The following is a 20,978-nucleotide window of genomic DNA, read 5'->3' on the forward strand; positions in this document are numbered from 1 at the left end:
CCATAATGTTAGAAGCAAATATAGAAGTGTTTCATACCCAAAAAGTATTTAGAACGTTACTAGATTGTATGGCTAGACCAGGAAAAATAGGTTCTATCGATCAAATGGACTTCGGTTATGACACCAGTATTAGCGGATATGTTTCAAGTATAGCTTCGACGTTATTGGACCGCGAAGTGAAATTTCATATTCATGCTCAAGATCAGGAACAAATTTCATTTTTGCAAATACATACGATGGCAAAGCATGCTTCAGTAGAAACGTGCGACTATTATTTTATGAACGGTACAGACAAGCTTCAATATGAAAACTTAAAAAAAGGTACTCTTCATTATCCCGATGATAGTGCTACCGTAATTTGTCAGGTTGAGAGTATTCAATCCCAAGAGAGTCGATTAGAAAGTGGCCTCCTTCTAACTATTACTGGCCCTGGGGTGAAAACGGAGAGCCGCTGCATTATTAAAGGCCTCCAAAAAGAAATCATGGAAAGACGTAATGTATGTAATTCTGAATTTCCACTAGGAATCGATATGATCTTACTAGATGAAAATGGTCAAGTTTGCTGTTTACCACGTAGTGTAAAAATAGGGCTGGAGGTGCTGTAAGTGGCTTATGTAGCTGTAAAAGGAGGCCAAAAGGCAATTGAAGAGGCTGAAAAGCTCTTAAACTATTATCGTTTAAGAGGCGGCAGTTCTCCTTTAGAAGTGAAACAAATTAAAGACCAATTAAGGTTAGCTGTTGATAAAGTGATGGGAGAAGGATCTTTGTATGCTGAGGATTTGGCGGCACTTGCTTTAAAACAAGCAGAGGGGGATACAATTGAAGCTTCCTTTATGATGAGAGCCTTTCGTTCAACACTGCCTCGAAACCACTATTCCATCGTGGTAGATACAACCGATATCCAACCAATCCGTCGAATTTCGGCTGCTTTTAAAAATATACCTGGTGGTCAGTATCTAGGCCCGACAAAAGACTATACTAAGAGATTATTTGATTTTGAGTTGATGGAAGAAAGTGAATTACATATGCAAGAATTCCTAGATAATATGGAAAGTCATGATGAGGTTAAAATCAGCAGTGAACAACTACCTGATTTCCCCCGTGTGATTGATTTACTAAAGGAACAAGGACTGGTAGAAGACCGCTCAGTTACTAATACCGATCTCGATGAAGTTGAAGACATTACGCGAAAGTCGATACAATTTCCAGCATCAAGAGCAGTAAGACTCCAAGCGATGGCAAGAGGGGAAACGGGTGCGATGATGATGCTTGCTTATTCAAGTGCTCGTGGTTATGGCAGTGTCCACCCAACATTAGGAGAATTAAGAGTAGGTTATGTGCCTATTTCAATTCCACACCCCATTTATGAGGGAGAGCAAATTACCATCGGCAAAATTATGATAAGTGAAGCAGAAATTATTGCGAAGTTAAGTGCGGGGAAAAAGAAAGACAACGAGGAAGAAAGCTCCAAGGCACAATATTCAATTGGTTACGGTTTATGTTTTGGACAAAACGAAGTAAAAGTGATGGCGATGGCGACTCTAGATCGAGCGATGGAAGTGGAGCAACCGACAGCACCAGCCGAAGATGAGGAATTTGTTTTGTATCATATTGATGGCATCGAATCATCAGGCTTTGTTTCTCACTGGAAGCTTCCGCATTACGTTACATTCCAAGCCGGTTTATCAAGACTGCGTTCGGTACAAGAAAGAGAGGGACATAATCATGAAGGGATATAATTACGCTTTTTTAGATGAAAATACAAAAAAAGAAATTCGCCGGTCTATCTTAAAAGCTGTTGCTATTCCAGGCTATCAAGTTCCGTTTGGTTCTAGAGAACTGCCAATTGCAAGAGGGTGGGGAACTGGCGGGTTACAGGTGTCCCTGTCGATTATTGAGAATGATGATGTGGTTAAGGTGATTGATCAAGGGTGCGATGACAGCGTAAATGCTTGTAATATTCGTGAATTGATAGAAAATACAACGAACGTAAAAACAACAACTGATACGCTGGAGGCAAGTATTATCCAAACGAGACATCGAATACCTGAAGAAAAAATGACTGAAGATCAAATTCTAGTTTTTCAAGTTCCTATTCCAGAACCGTTACGTAAAGTAGAGCCGAGTGAAAGAAAAACCAGGGAAATGCACGGGGAGAAGGATTACAGTAAGCTATGGGTTTTACTTTATGAAAATATCGTTAAATGGGGCGAAATCACAATAGCGGCACGTTATCCCGTCATGGTTAACCACCGTTATATTATGGATCCTTCTCCAATTCCTCGTTTTGATGTACCTAAATTACATCAAGCTGAAACGTTATTTTTGTTTGGGGCAGGCCGAGAAAAACGAATATATGCCATTCCGCCTTATACAGATGTGGATCCGTTACAGTTTGAAGATTATAAATTTCAAGTCGAAAAACCAGACCGTGAGTGTGCTCATTGTGGAAGTACACATACATTTTTAGACGAAGTCTATGATCAAGAGACAGGAGAAAAGAATTTTTATTGTTCGGATACGAGCTACTGTAACAAGAAAAGGAAAGAGAGACAAGGGACCCCAGTTCAGATTGGAGGCGTTTGGTGAGATGAATGAAGCGATATTAAAAGTAAGGAACTTATCTAAAATCTATGGAACTGGTTGTGAGCACTGCTTAGAAGAAACGGGTCCCCATGCACAAACCAATATTTGTCCAAACTGTGGATCGATTGTTGCTTGCGGTGATATTAATTTTGATGTTTATCCCGGCGAAATATTAGGGGTTGTCGGTGAAAGTGGATCTGGAAAAAGTACACTCGTTAAAATGTTGTATTTTGATGAAAGCCATACGTCCGGAAGTGCCCATTTATCCTGTTATGACGAAGGAGAAAGTAACTTATTTACTTTAAGTAATCAAAAGAAGCGCTGGATTAGAAATCACTTAATGGGTATGGTTTACCAGCACCCACATGTAGGGTTGCGACTCGATTTTAGCAGCGGCGGTAATATTGCTGAAAAACTATTAACTGCTGATGTGTATCATGTTGGGAAGATAAGAGAGAGAGCCAAAGAATTATTGACGCAAACTGAAATCCCCATTAAACGTATGGATGATCTCCCTAAATATTTTAGCGGGGGAATGCAACAAAGAGTGCAAATTTCTAAAGCTCTAGCTAATAATCCTCCCATTTTATTATTAGACGAGGTTACAACTGGTTTGGACGTATCCGTACAAGCACGTGTCTTAGATTTAATTAGACAGATTCAAAGAGAATTAAAGGTAACGATGATTGTCATTTCTCATGATTTTTCTGTCATCAAAATGTTAACTCAACGAACAATCGTTATGAAAAATGGAAGAATTGTAGAATCTGGGCTTACGGATCAAATTATGGAGGATCCACAACACGAATACTCACAGTTATTAATTAATTCCATGCTATAAGGGAGTGAATAAAATGGGCATTACAACAATATATGGCGGAAATATTGTTACTCCAGAAAAGGTAATTTGGGGCGGCACCATTACAATTGAAAATGGAAAGATCATTGATATTGCGAATCGAAGCATACCTGTAAAAGGCGGATTCGATGCAAGCGGAAAGTGGATCCTGCCGGGAATCATTGACACCCATAGTGATACGATCGAAAGAGAAGTTCAGCCTCGTCCTGGGAGTATTTTCCCTATTGATATTTCATTTTCTGAATTAGAGCGTAAAATAGCGGGACACGGAATTACAACAATGCACCATTCATTAAGTATGCACGGTGATTATACAGATAATGACACTAGGAAAAATCAGAAAGTTGAAGAATACATCCGATTTATTAAAAAAGCTGCTCAGGATAAATCCTTAGTCAACCACAAAGCTCACTTGCGTTTTGAGATTACGAATATTGCGGCTGTTCCTATTGTAGAGCAATTAATTAAGGAAAAGCTGTTAGATCAACTGTCTTTTATGGACCATACGCCAGGACAAGGTCAATGGAGAAATATTGAACTGCAAAAAAAGCTCATTAAAAGTAAACATGATTATACAGAAGAAGAGATTGAAAAGATTATTATTGAAAGACAACAACTGCCAAAGTTGGATACCGATCAATTAAAAGAGATTGCCAGCGTTGCTTACCAGTACGGGATTCCAATCGCTTCTCATGATGATGACTCAATTAGCAAGCTTGATATTATTAAAGATTGGTTTGTTAGTATTAGTGAGTTTCCAATTGAGCTTGAAGTAGCTAGAGAAGCCAAAAAACGCGGGTTACATGTCGTTATGGGCGCACCTAATGTCCTGTTAGGGCGTTCGCACAGTAATAATTTATCTGCAAACATAGCTATTGAAGAAGGAGTAGTTGATGTCCTTTGTTCGGACTATTATCCGCCTTCATTAATTCAGTCAGTATTTCAGCTTTATCATCAGGGGAAAATGACCTTTCCTCATGCGGTGAATATGGTGTCAATTAACCCGGCAAAGGCACTTGGAATTGCTCATCATACAGGATCCATTGAAGAAGGAAAAGAAGGAGATGTACTGATTGTAGGGGAGCATCACAAGAGACCAATCATTGAAACGGTATTTGTGTCTGGCAAATGTGTATACGGAATTAATTATCGTTATGAAAAAACGTTCATATAAAAATCTTAAAAAGTAAGGAGGTCCTTCATGAGTGTCATTTTAAATATAGAAAATGTAACCAAAACTTTTACATTACATCAATTAAACAATAAACAAATCCATGGCTGTAAAGATGTTAATCTCTCATTACAGCAGGGGGAGTTTATCGGTATTACAGGGAAGAGCGGGGCTGGAAAGTCTACGATTTTAAAATGTATATATCGCACCTATTTGCCGACTAGCGGAAAAATCATTTTTCAGTCTAAGCAATTTGGGGAAATCGATTTAGTCCAAGCAAATGAGCAGGAGATCATTGCCATACGTTCTAAGGAAATTGGATATGTATCCCAGTTTTTAAAAGTGCTGCCCCGAGTAACGGCTCGCGAAGTTGTCATGGAAGCTTTAGTTGAAGCTGGTAAAAGTCAAGAGCTAGCCATGGCAGAAGCCGAACGAATGTTAGAACACTTTAACTTACCTGAAAACCTGTGGGATGCGTACCCGAATACGTTCAGCGGCGGTGAAAAACTCCGGCTGAATTTAGCAAGAGCAATGGTAAAAGAACCCCGTTTTCTATTATTAGATGAGCCGACAGCCTCGCTAGATAGTGACTCGAAAGAAGCTGTTCGCGATATGATCATAAAGTTGAAGGTACAAGGAACAAGCATGTTGGGGATTTTTCATGATTTAGAGTTTATGGAAACGGTTGTAGATCATCATTTATCTATGAAAAACGGAGTTATAAAAAAAGAAGTTATCAATCAGCTATAGGAAGAGGGATAGTGTATGATACTTTCTGAAAGTCCGACAATTGGTGAACAATGTAAGATAATAGACAGTGAACTTGGAATGTGGACCGATTTTGGGAAAAACACAACTATTTTAGAGTCCACTATTGGAGATTTTACATATACAGCTGGAGATGTACAAATCGCCTATGCAAACATAGGAAAGTTTTGTTCTATTGCTTCACATGTTAGAGTCAATCCTGGTAATCACCCTACCTGGAGAGTCATGCAGCACCATGCGACCTATAGAAGGATAAAATATCAATTTGGTAACACAGATGACGAACAACTTTTCAATTGGCGTAAGGAAAATCATGTTACAATCGGCCACGATGTTTGGATTGGTCACGGAGCGATTGTAATGCCAGGCAGAAAAATTGGAAACGGTGCTGTCATTGGATCAAGCAGTGTAGTAACAAAAGATGTAGAGCCTTATTCCATTGTAGTTGGAAATCCAGCAAAGCCCATTCGAAGTCGATTTCCTAAAGAAGTCATTGACCAGTTGGAGAAAATTGCTTGGTGGAATTGGAGTCACGAGGAAATAAAAGAGAGATTAGAAGATTTTAATGATATGGATCAGTTTATTGAAAAATACAAAGAACGATCATCGACTTGAACTACATGAAATTCGTCAAACATATCCATATTTTTATAATAAATTTTTAAAATATGGAAGCATAGAAATAATTAATAATAGTTCTAAAACAAGTAAAAACAAGTTTCAGTTTTTCGTTTTTAGGGTATAAGTCAGGTAATATTACCTCGTTTATATCCTTTTTTAATGACTTTTTAATAGTTTTATTTTTTATTTAATAATTATTATAAATAAGTATTGATTTTAAATTGAAATCTGTTATCATTTAGTTATAGCAAATGAGCTATAGCTATTACAAGGTGATAAGCCATTAGCTGAGCATGTTTTAATTGTGTATTAATTCAATCCAAATCAAAGAAATATGAACCTTAGGAAGTTCTACTGAATTTCATCTGGTCTATCCTAACAATTACGAGAATAAACATATTTAAGTGATAAGACCAAGCTATTTCAACGTTAGTATATATGGAAAGTAGACTTGTACTAAATTTGTCATTATTACTTTAAATTGGAATACCTTATAATAATAATTAAATAAAAGTTATTATTATATTCTGTTTTATAAGTTTCTTAGGACTAGTGGCTTATTGCTTTACTACTTCATTTACACGGAGGGGAAAAATATGGATACAAAAAACAATGCTAACACTGGCGGATGCCCATTTCACGGAGGTGCTACTAGCAGTAAATCTAGTGGTACATCAAATAGAGACTGGTGGCCAAATCAGTTAAACTTAAATATACTACATCAGCATGATAGAAAAACGAATCCTATGGGAGAAGACTTTGATTATGTTGAAGAATTTCAAAAGTTAGATTACGATGCTCTCAAGCAGGATCTTCATAATCTAATGACAGAAAGTCAAGATTGGTGGCCTGCTGACTACGGTCATTATGGACCATTATTTATCCGGATGTCATGGCATGCAGCGGGTACATACCGTACAGGTGACGGTCGCGGTGGTGCGAATACAGGAAATCAACGCTTTGCTCCACTTAACAGCTGGCCTGACAACGGTAACCTTGATAAAGCCCGCAGACTATTATGGCCGATTAAGCAAAAGTACGGTAACAAGATCTCTTGGGCCGATTTGTTCGTTCTAGCAGGTAATGTTGCTATTGAGTCAATGGGCGGTAAGACGTTTGGTTTTGGAGCAGGACGTGCAGACATTTGGCATCCAGAAGAAGATATTTACTGGGGTGCTGAAACAGAATGGTTAGGAGATAAACGTTATTCAGGTGACCGCGATCTTGAAAATCCATTAGCGGCTGTTCAAATGGGTCTAATTTATGTAAATCCAGAAGGACCTAACGGAAAACCAGACCCGGTTGCAAGTGGTAGAGATATCCGCGAAACATTTGCTCGTATGGGAATGAATGACGAAGAAACGGTTGCGCTAATAGCCGGAGGACATACGTTTGGTAAGGCACATGGTGCAGGAGATGCTGCTCAGGTTGGTCCAGAACCAGAAGCTGCTCCTGTAGAAGCACAAGGATTAGGTTGGTTAAGCACGCATGGCAGCGGTCAAGGACGTGACACAATCACCAGCGGTATTGAAGGGGCTTGGACTGCTAATCCAACACAGTGGGATAATGGTTACTTTGAACTATTATTTAAATATGACTGGTGGCTGACAAAGAGTCCTGCAGGTGCTTATCAGTGGCTTGCGGTTGATCCTGACGAGGAAGATCTTGCACCAGATGCAGAAGATCCATCCGTTCGTGTTCCGACGATGATGACAACTGCGGATATGGCATTGCGTTATGATCCGGAATATGAAAAGATTTCTCGCCGTTTCTATGAAAACCCAGAGGAGTTTGCAGACGTATTTGCTCGCGCTTGGTTTAAACTGTTACATCGTGATATGGGTCCTAAAGCAAGATATTTAGGTCCAGAAGTTCCAAAAGAAGATCTTATCTGGCAAGATCCTGTACCAACAGTTGATTATGAGCTAACAGATGCAGAAGTAGCAGAACTTAAAGCAAAAATCTTGGCTTCTGGACTTACAGTTAGCGAGTTAGTAACAACGGCTTGGGCTTCAGCTAGTACGTTCCGTGGCTCAGATAACCGTGGTGGCGCTAACGGTGCTCGTATCCGTCTTGCTCCTCAAAAGGAGTGGGAAGTTAACCAACCGGAACAACTTACAAAAGTGCTTGCTGTATTAGAAGACATTCAAAGTCAATTAGATAAAAAAGTCAGCATCGCTGATTTGATTGTATTAGGCGGAAGTGCAGCCATTGAAAGAGCGGCACAGGATGCAGGCTTTGATGTTACAGTTCCTTTTGCTCCTGGACGTGGTGATGCAACACAAGAGCAAACAGATGTAGAAGGATTTGAAGTGCTGGAGCCTATCGCAGATGGTTTCCGCAACTACCAAAAGAAACAGTATAGTGTAAGTGCAGCAGAGCTTCTAGTAGACAAAGCACAACTGCTTAACCTTACTGCACCAGAAATGACGGCACTTATTGGCGGTATGCGTGTACTAGGTACAAACTACGGCGACACACAACATGGTGTTTTCACTGATCGTGTGGGAACTCTTTCTAACGACTTCTTTGTTAACTTGCTTGATATGGGAGTAGCGTGGAACCCGACAGAAGGGGATGTATTTGAAGGACGTGACCGCAAGACAGGTAAAGTACTTCGTACAGCAACGAGTGTTGACCTTGTATTCGGTTCAAATTCTGTTCTACGTGGTATTGCAGAAGTTTATGCTCAAGACGATAACAAAGGAAAGTTTGTAAATGACTTTATCGCTGCATGGGTTAAAATTATGAATGCAGACCGTTTCGATCTTAAGCTTGATAAAAAGGCTCAAACAACAGGTAACTAAATCAAAGGTAACCGCCGTCAGTCTATTGACGGCGGTTTTTTCTTGCAGAAAACGGTAATTAAAAGGAGTCTTGACGCCCGAAAAAGGAGGGGGAAAGGAGGAAACGGTAAGCAAAAGGCGTCTTGACGCCCGAAAAAGAAGGGGGAAAGGAGGAAACGGTAAGCAAAAGACTTCTTGACGCCCGAAAAAGAAGAGGGATAGCAGAAAGCAGTCACCAAAAGTACGGAATGGTGTATGGTAGAGGAAAGATCTACGGTAAAAGCAATTGCACTGAATTCCAGCAATGCATGGGAATAGAACTCCTCCTTGAACAAAATGACTGAATAATCATTCATTACGTGTTACTATGATAAAAAGAAGTAAAAGCGAGGGGAAGAGGCTGTGTTATTTAGAAAGAGCTTTGGCCAGGAGACAGTGAATGGGGTACAGATGGGCAATGGTACGGTAGCTTTTAAGAGTGTAAAGCTAAATGTTCATTGCTTTTTCGTTGATGGTGTATTAATTGATACAGGTGCTAAATCATTAGAAAAATTATTTGTCCCGTTTTTTAAACAATTGGATATTGAAAGAGTAATCATGACACACTTCCATGAAGATCATACAGGGTGTGCAGCGTATTTACAAAAGGAGCATCAAGTGCCTCTTTTTATGAAGAATACAATGATTAAATACTGCAAGAAAAAGGCCGATTATCTGCTCTATCGCCAATTGTTCTGGGGGAAACGCAGACCTTTCCATGCCAGCTCAATTAGTGACACCTTTCAATCTGCAAATGCAACATGGAGTGTAATCGAAACTCCAGGACATGCGATTGACCACCTTGCTTTTTTAAATCAGGAAACCGGACAGCTTTTTACTGGGGACCTTTATTGTCAGGAGAAGACAAAGGTGGTGCTGCGGGAAGAGAGCATTCCTGAGATTATCGCTTCGTTGGAAAGAGTCTTAACCTATGACTTTGATGATGTGTTTTGCAATCACGCGGGCCACTTGAGCAATGGACGAACGGCTTTAAAAAACAAACTAAATTATTTGTTGGACATCCAAGGAAATATATTAAAGCTGTATGAAGAAGGGAAGACTCCAGAGGCCATTAATAATGAGCTGTTTCCTAAGAAATATCCGATAACGTTTTTTTCTGCTGGGGAATGGGACTCGGTCCATATTGTCAACTCCATCATTAAACAGGAAGCCTTTGTATCACAAACTATGTAATAGAAAAAAATATATAAATAGTACTAACTCTCAACACTTAAGTCTTCCAATGTCACTGTGCTTAATATATTTTAGGCTGGGGAAAGCTATAAAAAAAAGTTAGCTTTTTGGTTGGAGGACGAAGACATGAAAGTATTATCAATGATACAGCCTTGGGCCAGCCTTTTTGTTCTTCGGGAAGCTCAGTACGAAACGAGGAGTTGGAAGACAAATTACCGCGGGTCTTTGGCGATACATACAAGTAAAAAAGTGGATAAGGCTGTATGTAGCCATCCTGCCGTACAGTCATTATTAGGCAAGCACGGGTATAGCGTTCAGGATTTGCCAACCGGGCAAATAATTGCTGTCTGCCAGCTGAAGGAGTGCCTTAAGGTATTGGAAAACCACCAAACTTGGGCAGTGTTAGAAGATGGACGACAAGTATCTGGGAATGACTACTTTTTAGGTGGTTATCCAGAAGGCGGCTATGTTTGGGTCGTTGAGGATATGCGACTGTTAGATCACTTTATTCCAGCTAAAGGAAAACTGGGGTTATGGGAGCATGAGGTCTATTGGAATGCTTAAAGATTGGCAAGGCGTCATTCGTAATGAATGACGTTTTTTTACGTATGAACCAACAAGTTGTAGGTGTCTATAGGACTGTATAATAGATTAAGGATGATGAACTCAAAGTGGAACAGTGTGACTTTTTTCACATCTAATTTAGGGCTTTTTTAGTATGATTTCTTTAATAAACTTACGGCACACTTTTATAAAATGATCCAATCAGTAATAGGTTCTCCTAGCAATGTGAGCGATCTTAGAGTGGGCAGAGAAGGAGAAGAAATATGAGGAACTTTTTTGGATTAGGTATTCACCTTATGAATAAGCTTTCGTACATAAAGAAATTTTCATTAATTTTAGTTTTATTTCTAGTTCCGTTACTTGTCGTATTATTTTTTTTGATAGATGATGCCAATGATAGATTGGCCTTTGCTGAGAAGGAAAGAGAAGGAATTGAATATATTAGTGAATTGAGTCAATTTGTCCAACTCGTTCAGCAACACAGGGGTCTTTCTGTAACGTATCTGCAAGGAGGAACTCATGTTCAAGAAGATATGGGACAAAGACAGGAAAGTATCGCAGCGGTTATTCAGAACATTGATAAAGTTAATCAGCGGTTAGGAAAGGGATTAAATGTAGAATATCAATGGGATGACATTAAACAAGGCTGGAACCAAATCAGTTCCAATGTATACTCTTATAACTCAGAAGAATCGATTAGCGTACATAGTAACTATATTAGAGAGCTAGTTGATTTTCAGATGTATATCGCAACGACTTCGAACTTAATCTTAGATACCGATAAGGCCAATTCTTTTCTAGTTAGTTCATTATTAGAAGATCTCCCTAATATGGCAGAATATATGGGGATGTCTCGTGCGGTAGGTACAGCGATTGTAAATAACAAGGAAATGTCAGATCAAGAACGTCTAGATTTGTTATTTAACCTAAAGACAATGGAAAGTTACCTGAACTCGACAAGTAGAAAGTTAGAATTTGCATTTACAGCAAGTCCAGAAGTTGAAAGACAACTTGCAGCTGAATATAGAGAGGCACAATTAGCTGCAGAAAAGTCTATTCACCTGATTGAAGAACAGATCTTAAATGCTTCGTCAATAAGGGTTGATACAAGTATGTTCTTTTCTACAATCACTGAGTCACTAGATAACATATACGTATTGATGAACCAAGGAATGATTGTCATCGATAATCGCTTAGACCAGCAAATTAGTGAATTAAAATCGAGAGTGATGACGGTTATTGCGATATCGATCTTTGTAACTTTATTAATCATATATTTCTTTATGTCTTTTTATTTTGGTGTTAGGAACACAATTACGCACATTAAGGAGAAAATGGAACAGTTTGCGAATGGAGACCTTACAGCTAAAACGAGCTTGGAAACCAAAGACGAGTCAAGTCAGATTGGAGAAGCTTTTAATAAAATGGCTAGCGAGTTTCAGGAGATTATCCTTAGTAATAAAGAGATATCAGAACAAATCGCGGCATCATCTGAAGAACTTACAGCAAGTATAGATCAAACAACAGAAGCAGTAAAACAAGTAGCCACCGTCATAGAAGAGGTCGCAAATGGAGCAGAAACACAAGTGAGCAGCGCAACTGAAAGTACATTAGCTTCCGAGGAGATGGCTGAAGGAATTCAAAAGATTGCTGAGGCATCTGGAACGGTATCAGATCTCTCAACGAAAACAACAGAAAAAGCGAAGGCTGGAAGTATAGCTGTTAATGAGTCAGTCAATCAATTTAAAATCATCAAAGATTTCGTTGGGAATGTGTCGAAAGTGATCAATGATCTGAGTAACCATTCGAAAGAAATTGGCAATATAACGAATTTAATCAATAGTGTAGCGGAGCAAACCAATCTTCTAGCACTTAATGCAGCAATTGAAGCAGCAAGAGCTGGGGAACATGGAAAAGGATTTGCTGTAGTTGCTAATGAGGTACGTAAATTAGCCGAAGAAACGAAAAATTCTACTTCTCAAATCTCTAAAATCATCCTTCAAGTCCAAGACTTAACCGCTCATGCTGTAGAAGTAATGGAAGAAGGGACCTCGCAAGTCGAGGCGGGTACACGAGTGATCGAAAGCTTAGGATTAGACTTTAGTGAAATTATGTCATCTATTGATGAAGTCAGTAACCAAATTCATGACGTTTCGGCTGTTTCACAGCAATTATCAGCCAATTCAGAGGAAGTCGCAGCAACCATGAGTGAATTATCAAAGATTGCCCAAGAGAGCTCTATGAATACACAAAATGTGGCTGCGTCAACTGAAGAACAGCTCGCGACAATGGAAGAGATCAATGCTTCAGCAACAGAACTAAGTCAAGTGGCGCAACAACTAAATGATACGATCAATCGATTTAGATTATAAAATATGGACAATGTAGGGCTGGAGGGTTTCCGTAAGTAGTTCGATTTTTGTGGAGAAACTAGTAAAAAGTATAAAGAAATAGCATATCAATCATTGATATGCTATTTTTCGTTTGAGTCCTTCAAAGAGTTGGATGAAGGACATTACAGGATAGGAAGGAAAGGGAAGAGTCCTTCAAAGAGTTGATGAAGGACGTTACAGGATAGAAAGACAAGAGAAGAGTCCTTCATAGAGTTGATGAAGGACATTATAGGATAGGAAAACAAGGGAAGAGTCCTTCAAAGAGCTGATGAAGGACATTACAAGATGGAAAGGCATGGAAAGAGTCCTTCATAGAGTTGATGAAGGACGTTATAGGATAGAAATATGATATTAACCAGTCAGAAGACTGCATTTAATGGTTAGCTCGTCATTATTAAAAGTAAAAGAGGCGGCATCAAGTTGCCACCTCTTTTGATTTGAAAAATAAGTTTCGACTGAAGGATCGGCCAAGTGGTGTGACCGTTTCAGTCGAAACCTTTACTAGTAATTATCCTTATTTTCTTCGATCTTCAAACCAACCAATAATATGCTGTAAGCGCTCTAGGCGGTGCTTCGGTTTACCAGAGCGTGAAAGGTTATGGTCTTCATCTGGGAAGCGGACTAGCATCGTTTCGACACCTAGACGTTTAAGTGCCACATACCATTGTTCTGCTTGCTCCATTGGACAACGTAAGTCTTGTTCGCTGTGCAGGATGAGTGTCGGTGTTTTGACGTTACGAGCGTAATGGAGAGGTGACAGCTTGATTAGCTTGTCTACATCCTCCCATAAGTCGGCATGCCCATGCTGCCATTCAGTAAAAAAGAAACCAATATCACTCGTGCCATAAAAGCTGTGCCAATTACTAATACAACGCTGGGTAACGGCTGCTTTAAAGCGGTCTGTACGCGTAACGATAACGTTTGTCATATATCCGCCGTAGCTTCCACCCGTCACGAATAATTGGTCGTGGTCGATGTAGTTAAAGTTTTCTAAAGCATAATCTACACCCGCCATAATATCTTCATAATCCATTCCACCGTAATCACCAATAACAGCATTTACAAAATCATGCCCATATCCATGACTTCCTCTTGGGTTAGTGTATAGGACGATATAACCTTTTGAGGCCATTAATTGCATTTCGTGGTGCAACCCATTACCATAAGCTGTTGCTGGGCCACCGTGAATTTGAAGGATCATAGGGTACGTTTTTCCTTCCTCAAATCCATAAGGCTTCATAATCCATCCTTCAATACCCCAGCCATCCGTGCTCTTGTAGTGGAAGTTTTCAGGAGTGCTTAAATGTACCTCGTTATAAAGCTCTTGGTTCCAATCTGTTAGCTCATTAATGTTATTCACATCATTTAGATCCTGAGTTACTAAATCTCCTGTCGAATGAGGTGTTGCTAGAACTAGTACTGCTTGATCATCACTAACAATATCGTAAGAAGAAACAGAAGCGACAGATGGAGATAGGGCCGCGGACACTTCCCCTTTTAGATTTACTTTAAATAGTTGGCAATCTCCTCCAACAGTAGCACCAAAGAAAATATGGTTGCTAGTAGAGTCCCAAATTAATCGAAGCTCTGCTGTGTCATACTTCGCATCCACACCTACTAGGTTACCAACTGTATAATCAAAGTTTTCTGTTAAATTTGTTAATGTACCTGTCTCTAAAGAAAGTAAGAGAACATTCGCATTACCTTGACTTCTTTCTCCACGTGTATGACCAGCAACGGCTAACCATTTGCCATCTGGTGAGAAGGAAGGTGCCATAATATATCCATTTCCTTGATAAAAGAGGGTCTCTTCTTTAGTAGCAATATCATATTTCCAAATCGCTGGAAGGTAGCCCCACTCTTTATCTTCTGCCTTCGTTCCAATATAAAATAAACTTTTCCCGTCTGGGGAGAAACGAGGCTGTGAAAAGTCATGATCTCCTTCAGTAACCTTCGTAAAAGATTTTGTCTCAATGTCAAATAAATAAACATGCTTGCGGTCATCGTTATAAATACCAACTCCATCACCTTTATAACGAAGTCTAGTAATTACTTTAACATCACTTTTTTCTTCAGTTTTTTCTTCCTTATCAGAGGTAAGCTTCAATTCACCGGTAATCGTTAGGGCAAGCTGGCTTCCATCTGGGGACCAAGAAAAGTCTCCAACTCCTTGCTTTACATCGGTTACTTGAACAGCCTCACCACCATCAATATGTAAGAGCCAAACTTGGTTTTTTCCTGAACGGTTTGAGCGGAAGGCAATCATGCTTCCATCTGGAGACCATGTAGGAGCCGTATCTTTTATTAATTTATCTGTTGAATAATGAGAGGTAAACTGTCTCCCATTTCCATTTAGGTCAGTTACATAGATAAAAGAATAATAGCCATCTTTCTCTTTATCGACGTGAGTTAAAACATAAGCAATTTTTTCTTTGGTTGGAGACAGTTGAGGGTCTCCGACAAACTTAAACTTACATAAGTCATCTGCTGTTATTGGACGTTTGGTCATCATAAATTCCTCCATATCTTTCAATCTATTCTTCTATCATATCATTTCGGCATTCGAAATAAAATAGAATTATTTTTGTATATTTAAAATAAGAGGAGCATTCCAGAGAATGATTGATTCTGAGTATTTCATTAAAAAGAAGCCCAGCCCTTATAGTGGGTTTGAGCTTCTTCTTGTATTATAAGGGCTTCATGGAACATTATTGTGGAACAGGATTTTTCGAGGTGTCACAGTGACGCCCTCAACAACTCCATTTCCTTCTTGACTAGGCAGAGGTCGTTGGAGAGCCAGCGGAAGTGGATTCCGCCGCCATCTAGCGTAGCTGCACCAACGCGATGATCTTTTCCTTTTTGAAACGAAGATAATAGCTCTTGTAGGTCAACGGTATGTGTGTCTGGTGAAAAGTACCATATTGACCCTAAGTAACTCGCCATCTCAAAAAAACCAATCTGTTGAGGCGCTACCTGTGACCAATTCAGGTCGATACTATCGAAGCATTGGCAGACACCATCGACGTAAATTTTCATCGCTGTTCGAACTCGCTTATATTGAAAGGACTCATTACTTTTTTCACGACCAGAAGAGAGGATCTCGCCATAAAAAAATGTAGACTCGGATGTTAAAGAAACGTTTGTTTCCGAGTGAAAAATGGCGTCTTCGAAGGGAATCGTTGTTTCAGGTAACCACTCCAAAACAGCATTTTTTCCCACTTGTACCGTCGTCTTAAGTGTACTCGCTCTATTTGAAGTCGAAGGGTATATTTTTAAGGCTGACTGAGGGACTAAGCAGACCTGACTCCCTTCATCGAGAGTCACATCCACTTGGTTATTGTCACCTGAAACCATTCCCCCTGATGTTTCTACTAAATAGACCGTTGCTTTACTACTATCATCTAAGTATAACGCACGTCCAGCTTTTAATGGCGGAATTTGCTTACAATTTACGAGTCTAGTTTTCTCACGTTTCGGAGTAAAGTGTAAGGAAAGGTGACCGGAAAGGTTATTCATTATTAACTTCCTATCGTTTCATTTCTTAAATCCTCAAGTAGTAATTGTCTCTTTATCCAAGCAATTACTTCATTGACCCCAATGTCTTTCTTCTGATTTGTAAAAATAAATGGACGTCCATCTCTTGCACGGGTTGCATCCTCTTTCATTACATCTAGGTCAACCTCTACATATGGTGCAAGGTCAATTTTATTAATTACGAGCAAATCGGAGCGAGTTACTCCAGGGCCGCCTTTTCTAGGGATGTCCTGTCCTTCGGCAACGTCGATGACGTAAATAAAGCCATCTACAAGTTCTGGACTAAAAGTAGCTGATAAATTGTCACCGCCACTTTCTAGAAAGATAATATCAAGATTTTCAAAACGTTGCTCTAGTTCACGAATTGCTTCAAAGTTCATCGAGGCATCTTCTCGAATGGCAGTGTGAGGGCAACCGCCTGTTTCTACTCCAATAATTCGCTCAGGTGATAATACACCATTTTTAGTTAGGAACTCGGCATCTTCTCGCGTGTAAATATCGTTAGTAATAACCGCTAAATTGTAGTCATTATGCATCGCACGAGTTAAGCGTTCAACTAAGGCTGTTTTTCCAGAGCCAACAGGCCCTCCGATTCCGATACGTACTGTTTTCATTAATAAATCTTCCTTTCTATATTCATAGTTATTTTTTAAGATATAAACAAGCGCGAAAATAAAAATTGATGCTCCATTGATGCTAATTCAATGCCGATGGAATTGTTAGCAAGGTCATCCTCTGTTAGTTGCAGAACGTGATTAGCAGTTGTCTGAAAATCGTTTAACAAAGAATAGATCGCTTTTACTCCGTCAGTTTGTCCTAGCGGTATCGCTCTTACAGCATTATGAATTAAAGAGCTGACCGATGAATAAAAGAACGTTGAGATCACAAGTGACAAAGGGATATCAAGCAGAGCAGCATAAATGCCATAAGTAACGGCAAAATGGCCTTTTGTTCTTTTTTCAACAACTTCACGACTCCACCCTGAGAAAAATTCAGTTTCTTCTATATGGGAGATAGTCTGTAGAAATTGCCTGCCCATTCGCATACTCCCGTTTCGAGATTCTGTAGCTACTTTCATGCTATTACATATGAAGTCGAGTTCACGTAACGCTTCAAGATCTTCCTGTTTCGTATGAAGGTAAGCTAATTTCACGATAATACCATCTCCACAAGCTAAATTGGCATGTAAGTAGGTTTTGCAAAATGACAGCAACGTTTCTCTATTATGGATCGTTCCTTTTTGAATAAATGTCTCCATCCCAAAGGAATGGGTATAGGCGCCGATCGGAAAAGCTGAATCGTGTATTTGCATTAGATGAAGAATGTTTGGATTAATGGTGGTGGTGTCCATTATATTTAATTGGCTGTGAGAATCTTCTTTCTGTTTTTTCAAATTGAACACCAACCTTTTTAAATAGAGGGACTAATGTTTCATCGTATCTTAAAATAATTTCATTGTTCTCGTAGACAGCAGGCGTGTGGCGATTGCCAATCTCCCAAGAGATTTTACCCATTTCTGCAATCGTTTCTGGTTTGACCACATAAGCAGGCTCAAGCTTTGTACGAATAGCAATCGTCACGTTCTCATCTTTGTACACGATATCACCAACATGTAGATGATGGTCTTCGTTTTCAAACGCAATCGCTACTTCTCGGCCTTTATTTGTCGTTTTTCTAAGAATTCGCTTCGTTAACTCTTCCCAATCTAATTCAATCCATTCAATCAGTTCATTATTTTCAATATCCTTTACGTTCCCAACAATTGTACTTAAGATCATAGTTTTCGTCTCCTTTAAATAGGTTCTATACATCGCTTTTCTGCTTGTAATTGACATATAGAGTCTATACCGTTTTATATCACCAATAACATTGCCTTAACAAAGTCTTAAAACAAGAAATATCGTTGTGCCATAGCTACTTCTTTAAATGGCTCGCACTCAATTCGTTTTCCATCTACTTTTACTTCATAGGTTTCCGGATTTATATCGATTTCAGGTGTACCATCATTCCACTTCATATCCTTTTTAGAAATATTGCGACAATTTTTAACGACGCCAATCATTTTTTGTAAGCCAAGTGTTTTATGAACATTTGCTTGAAACGCTGATTGCGAGATAAACGTCATGGAAGTCGCATATCGCGCTTTTCCAAAGCTAGCAAACATCGGTCGTTGGAAGACTGGCTGTGGTGTAGGGATAGAAGCATTCGGATCTCCCATTTGTGCATGTGCTATGAGACCACCTTTTAGAATGATTTCTGGTTTTACACCGAAAAAGGCAGGGTCCCATAAAACGATATCGGCTAACTTTCCAACCTCTATAGAACCGATCTCATGTGCCATTCCATGAGTTAGCGCAGGGTTGATTGTATACTTGGCTACATAGCGTTTAATTCTTGTATTATCATTTTCATTTGCTGCATCTTCAGGGAGGTAACCTCTCTGTTTCTTCATCTTATCTGCTGTTTGCCAAGTACGAAGAATGACCTCACCAACGCGTCCCATTGCTTGAGAGTCTGAGGCGATCATACTAATGACACCTAAATCATGCAAAATATCCTCAGCGGCAATGGTTTCAGGGCGAATTCGTGAATCGGCAAATGCTACATCTTCAGGAACATCGGGATCTAAGTGATGGCAAACCATTAACATATCTAAATGTTCGTCTATGGTGTTAATAGTAAAAGGTCGTGTAGGGTTCGTTGATGATGGTAGAACATTATTGAAGGAAGCTACCTTCATAATATCTGGAGCGTGGCCGCCACCGGCACCTTCTGTATGATACGTATGAATGACTCGGTCATTTATAGCGTCGATCGTATCTTCTACAAAACCAGCTTCATTTAATGTATCGGTATGAATAGCGACTTGAATATCTAATTCGTCAGCCGTTGTTAAGCATGTATTAATGGCTGCAGGTGTTGTACCCCAATCTTCATGAAGTTTTAATCCGATAGCACCTGCGTGAATTTGCTCTCGAAGAGGATCTAATGCAGAAGCATTTCCTTTACCTAAAAAACCGAAGTTCATCGGGAATTCCTCGACTGCTTCTAGCATACGATGGATGTTCCAACGTCCTGGTGTACATGTCGTTGCATTGGAACCTGTAGCTGGCCCTGTCCCGCCGCCAATCATGGTTGTCACTCCAGAAGCGATTGCTGTATTAATTTGTTGGGGAGCAATGAAGTGAATGTGTGCATCAATCCCGCCAGCCGTGACAATAAGCCCTTCAGCTGCAATGGCTTCGGTACTAGCTCCAACAATCATATTAGGATCTACACCATCCATTAAGTCTGGATTGCCACCTTTACCAATCGCTGATATGCGCCCATCTTTTACTCCGATGTCCGCTTTGTATATGCCTGTGTGATCAATAACAGTTGCGTTTGTAATAATTAAATCTAATACACCTTCATCGCGTGTAAGCATTCCATTTTGTCCCATACCATCACGAAGGACTTTTCCGCCACCGAATTTACACTCATCACCATATACAGTGTAATCCTTTTCTATTTCAAGCCATAAATCAGTATCAGCAAGGCGGACTTTGTCACCAGTTGTAGGGCCATATAAGTTTGCGTATTGTTTTCTCGTTAGGTTCATTGTCCTGACCTACCTTTAAATCCTTTAGATGAAATAACAGTGGCAATGTTGTCTACATCTGATATTGATCCATCCGTTAGGTTATTAATACCGAATACTTTTTTGTCTCCAGCTAGTTCAACCAGTTCAACTTCTTTTTCTTCTCCAGGCTCAAACCTAACGGCTGTTCCTGCTGCGATGTTTAGGCGCATTCCTATAGCAGTGCGTCGATCAAAAGAAAGAAAACGATTGGTTTCTGCAAAATGATAGTGTGAGCCGACTTGGACTGGACGATCACCAGTGTGAGAAACTCTTAACACGATTGTCTTTCGATTTTGATTGCATACAATATGGCCTTTAGCTACTCGATATTCACCAGGTATCATTGGAAACCTCCTTATATTCTTGGTTCTTATCGTTATCCAGTAATTTCTTTATTGAATAGGTTCATGAATAGTGACAAGTTTTGTACCATCAGGAAAGGTGGCTTCAACTTGAATTTGATCAATCATTTCAGGAACGCCTTCCATAACATCATCTGCAGAGAGTACATTTTTGCCTTCCGCCATTAATTCCGCTACTGTTCGTCCATCTCTTGCTCCTTCTAATATAAAGCAGCTAAGAATTGCACAAGCTTCAGGGTAATTTAGTTTGAGTCCGCGTGCTTTTCTCTTTAATGCAAGTTCACCAGCTGTAAATATCATTAATTTCTCTATCTCAACAGGTGTTAATTTCATGCTGTCTCGTTCACTCCTTCCTAACATCACATGTGAGGTTTTGTTTATCGTATTTGATATCGTTGGTAGGGGGCAAGGCAATTGTTAGGAAATCTTACAAAGAAATTCCTAACACCTTACTAACATCGTTTGTAAATTATCTGTCA

The 20,978-nt window shown here is 39.5% G+C and carries 19 protein-coding genes; 11 read left to right on the forward strand and 8 right to left on the reverse strand.

From position 1 onward, the window contains the following. Nucleotides 1–5: 5 nt before the first annotated feature. From phnH to AC2VNP_RS07935, 11 genes are all read left to right on the forward strand, one after another. Nucleotides 6–605, forward strand: a complete 600-nt coding sequence (gene phnH, locus AC2VNP_RS07885; RefSeq protein ID WP_486916798.1) for a phosphonate C-P lyase system protein PhnH — start codon at nucleotides 6–8, stop codon at nucleotides 603–605. Next, nucleotides 606–1,739, forward strand: a complete 1,134-nt coding sequence (locus AC2VNP_RS07890; protein ID WP_486916799.1) for a carbon-phosphorus lyase complex subunit PhnI — start codon at nucleotides 606–608, stop codon at nucleotides 1,737–1,739. Next, nucleotides 1,726–2,589, forward strand: a complete 864-nt coding sequence (locus tag AC2VNP_RS07895; RefSeq protein ID WP_486916800.1) for an alpha-D-ribose 1-methylphosphonate 5-phosphate C-P-lyase PhnJ — start codon at nucleotides 1,726–1,728, stop codon at nucleotides 2,587–2,589. Before AC2VNP_RS07890 ends, AC2VNP_RS07895 begins: the two co-directional genes overlap by 14 nt. A 1-nt stretch (nucleotide 2,590) precedes the next feature. Beyond that, nucleotides 2,591–3,427, forward strand: a complete 837-nt coding sequence (locus tag AC2VNP_RS07900) for an ATP-binding cassette domain-containing protein (protein ID WP_486916801.1) — start codon at nucleotides 2,591–2,593, stop codon at nucleotides 3,425–3,427. Nucleotides 3,428–3,440: 13 nt separating this feature from the next. After that, entirely contained in the window at nucleotides 3,441–4,619 is a 1,179-nt protein-coding gene (locus AC2VNP_RS07905; protein WP_486916802.1) for an alpha-D-ribose 1-methylphosphonate 5-triphosphate diphosphatase, read from the forward strand. Nucleotides 4,620–4,646: 27 nt separating this feature from the next. Then, a complete protein-coding gene (phnL, locus tag AC2VNP_RS07910) occupies nucleotides 4,647–5,366 on the forward strand; it encodes a phosphonate C-P lyase system protein PhnL (protein WP_486916803.1) in 720 nt (239 codons plus the stop codon). 15 nt (nucleotides 5,367–5,381) lie between these two features. Next, complete coding sequence (locus AC2VNP_RS07915) at nucleotides 5,382–5,999, forward strand: LbetaH domain-containing protein (protein WP_486916804.1); 618 nt, start codon at nucleotides 5,382–5,384, stop codon at nucleotides 5,997–5,999. 602 nt (nucleotides 6,000–6,601) lie between these two features. Then, nucleotides 6,602–8,812, forward strand: a complete 2,211-nt coding sequence (katG, locus tag AC2VNP_RS07920; RefSeq protein WP_486916805.1) for a catalase/peroxidase HPI — start codon at nucleotides 6,602–6,604, stop codon at nucleotides 8,810–8,812. Between the two features lie 381 nt (nucleotides 8,813–9,193). Next, nucleotides 9,194–10,024: an MBL fold metallo-hydrolase gene (locus tag AC2VNP_RS07925; RefSeq protein WP_486916806.1), complete on the forward strand. Its 831-nt coding sequence runs from the start codon at nucleotides 9,194–9,196 to the stop codon at nucleotides 10,022–10,024. A 126-nt stretch (nucleotides 10,025–10,150) separates the two neighbouring features. Beyond that, the gene (locus AC2VNP_RS07930) at nucleotides 10,151–10,588 is read left to right on the forward strand and encodes an ASCH domain-containing protein (protein ID WP_486916807.1); all 438 of its coding nucleotides are present in this window, start codon (nucleotides 10,151–10,153) and stop codon (nucleotides 10,586–10,588) included. A 263-nt stretch (nucleotides 10,589–10,851) separates the two neighbouring features. Further along, nucleotides 10,852–12,960 carry a methyl-accepting chemotaxis protein gene (locus tag AC2VNP_RS07935; protein WP_486916808.1) on the forward strand — a complete coding sequence of 703 codons (2,109 nt, stop codon included), beginning with the start codon at nucleotides 10,852–10,854 and terminating at the stop codon, nucleotides 12,958–12,960. Nucleotides 12,961–13,495: 535 nt separating this feature from the next. Here AC2VNP_RS07935 and AC2VNP_RS07940 read toward each other — a convergent pair. From AC2VNP_RS07940 to ureA, 8 genes are all read right to left on the reverse strand, one after another. Beyond that, nucleotides 13,496–15,493 (reverse strand): S9 family peptidase, encoded by a 1,998-nt coding sequence (locus AC2VNP_RS07940; protein WP_486916809.1) that lies wholly within the window; start codon nucleotides 15,491–15,493, stop codon nucleotides 13,496–13,498. Between the two features lie 224 nt (nucleotides 15,494–15,717). Further along, on the reverse strand, nucleotides 15,718–16,497 hold the full coding sequence (locus AC2VNP_RS07945; RefSeq protein WP_486916810.1) for an urease accessory protein UreD: 780 nt from the start codon (nucleotides 16,495–16,497) through the stop codon (nucleotides 15,718–15,720). A 2-nt stretch (nucleotides 16,498–16,499) separates the two neighbouring features. Continuing rightward, nucleotides 16,500–17,129 (reverse strand): urease accessory protein UreG, encoded by a 630-nt coding sequence (gene ureG, locus AC2VNP_RS07950; RefSeq protein ID WP_486916811.1) that lies wholly within the window; start codon nucleotides 17,127–17,129, stop codon nucleotides 16,500–16,502. 35 nt (nucleotides 17,130–17,164) lie between these two features. Beyond that, nucleotides 17,165–17,827, reverse strand: a complete 663-nt coding sequence (locus tag AC2VNP_RS07955) for an urease accessory protein UreF (protein ID WP_486916812.1) — start codon at nucleotides 17,825–17,827, stop codon at nucleotides 17,165–17,167. Between the two features lie 19 nt (nucleotides 17,828–17,846). Continuing rightward, the gene (locus tag AC2VNP_RS07960; protein WP_486916813.1) at nucleotides 17,847–18,293 is read right to left on the reverse strand and encodes an urease accessory protein UreE; all 447 of its coding nucleotides are present in this window, start codon (nucleotides 18,291–18,293) and stop codon (nucleotides 17,847–17,849) included. 107 nt (nucleotides 18,294–18,400) lie between these two features. Next, on the reverse strand, nucleotides 18,401–20,116 hold the full coding sequence (gene ureC / locus AC2VNP_RS07965) for an urease subunit alpha (protein ID WP_486916814.1): 1,716 nt from the start codon (nucleotides 20,114–20,116) through the stop codon (nucleotides 18,401–18,403). Further along, entirely contained in the window at nucleotides 20,113–20,481 is a 369-nt protein-coding gene (locus tag AC2VNP_RS07970; RefSeq protein ID WP_486916815.1) for an urease subunit beta, read from the reverse strand. The genes ureC and AC2VNP_RS07970 overlap by 4 nt, the downstream gene beginning before the upstream one ends. 48 nt (nucleotides 20,482–20,529) lie before the next feature. Beyond that, nucleotides 20,530–20,832 (reverse strand): urease subunit gamma, encoded by a 303-nt coding sequence (gene ureA, locus AC2VNP_RS07975; protein WP_486916816.1) that lies wholly within the window; start codon nucleotides 20,830–20,832, stop codon nucleotides 20,530–20,532. Nucleotides 20,833–20,978: the final 146 nt, after the last annotated feature.

The sequence above is a fragment of the Alkalihalobacterium sp. TH-98 genome, assembly GCF_057473385.1.

What these genes read in the sequence shown, in the direction of transcription:
- AC2VNP_RS07970 (WP_486916815.1), bottom strand. Translation starts at nt 20,481, where the DNA reads ATGATACCTGGTGAATATCGAGTAGCTAAAGGCCATATTGTATGCAAT.
- AC2VNP_RS07935 (WP_486916808.1), top strand. Translation starts at nt 10,852, where the DNA reads ATGAGGAACTTTTTTGGATTAGGTATTCACCTTATGAATAAGCTTTCG.
- AC2VNP_RS07930 (WP_486916807.1), top strand. Translation starts at nt 10,151, where the DNA reads ATGAAAGTATTATCAATGATACAGCCTTGGGCCAGCCTTTTTGTTCTT.
- AC2VNP_RS07945 (WP_486916810.1), bottom strand. Translation starts at nt 16,497, where the DNA reads ATGAATAACCTTTCCGGTCACCTTTCCTTACACTTTACTCCGAAACGT.
- AC2VNP_RS07900 (WP_486916801.1), top strand. Translation starts at nt 2,591, where the DNA reads ATGAATGAAGCGATATTAAAAGTAAGGAACTTATCTAAAATCTATGGA.
- phnH (WP_486916798.1), top strand. Translation starts at nt 6, where the DNA reads ATGTTAGAAGCAAATATAGAAGTGTTTCATACCCAAAAAGTATTTAGA.
- AC2VNP_RS07915 (WP_486916804.1), top strand. Translation starts at nt 5,382, where the DNA reads ATGATACTTTCTGAAAGTCCGACAATTGGTGAACAATGTAAGATAATA.
- AC2VNP_RS07895 (WP_486916800.1), top strand. Translation starts at nt 1,726, where the DNA reads ATGAAGGGATATAATTACGCTTTTTTAGATGAAAATACAAAAAAAGAA.
- AC2VNP_RS07955 (WP_486916812.1), bottom strand. Translation starts at nt 17,827, where the DNA reads ATGCAAATACACGATTCAGCTTTTCCGATCGGCGCCTATACCCATTCC.
- katG (WP_486916805.1), top strand. Translation starts at nt 6,602, where the DNA reads ATGGATACAAAAAACAATGCTAACACTGGCGGATGCCCATTTCACGGA.
- AC2VNP_RS07905 (WP_486916802.1), top strand. Translation starts at nt 3,441, where the DNA reads ATGGGCATTACAACAATATATGGCGGAAATATTGTTACTCCAGAAAAG.
- ureG (WP_486916811.1), bottom strand. Translation starts at nt 17,129, where the DNA reads ATGAAAACAGTACGTATCGGAATCGGAGGGCCTGTTGGCTCTGGAAAA.
- ureC (WP_486916814.1), bottom strand. Translation starts at nt 20,116, where the DNA reads ATGAACCTAACGAGAAAACAATACGCAAACTTATATGGCCCTACAACT.
- phnL (WP_486916803.1), top strand. Translation starts at nt 4,647, where the DNA reads ATGAGTGTCATTTTAAATATAGAAAATGTAACCAAAACTTTTACATTA.
- AC2VNP_RS07960 (WP_486916813.1), bottom strand. Translation starts at nt 18,293, where the DNA reads ATGATCTTAAGTACAATTGTTGGGAACGTAAAGGATATTGAAAATAAT.
- ureA (WP_486916816.1), bottom strand. Translation starts at nt 20,832, where the DNA reads ATGAAATTAACACCTGTTGAGATAGAGAAATTAATGATATTTACAGCT.
- AC2VNP_RS07940 (WP_486916809.1), bottom strand. Translation starts at nt 15,493, where the DNA reads ATGATGACCAAACGTCCAATAACAGCAGATGACTTATGTAAGTTTAAG.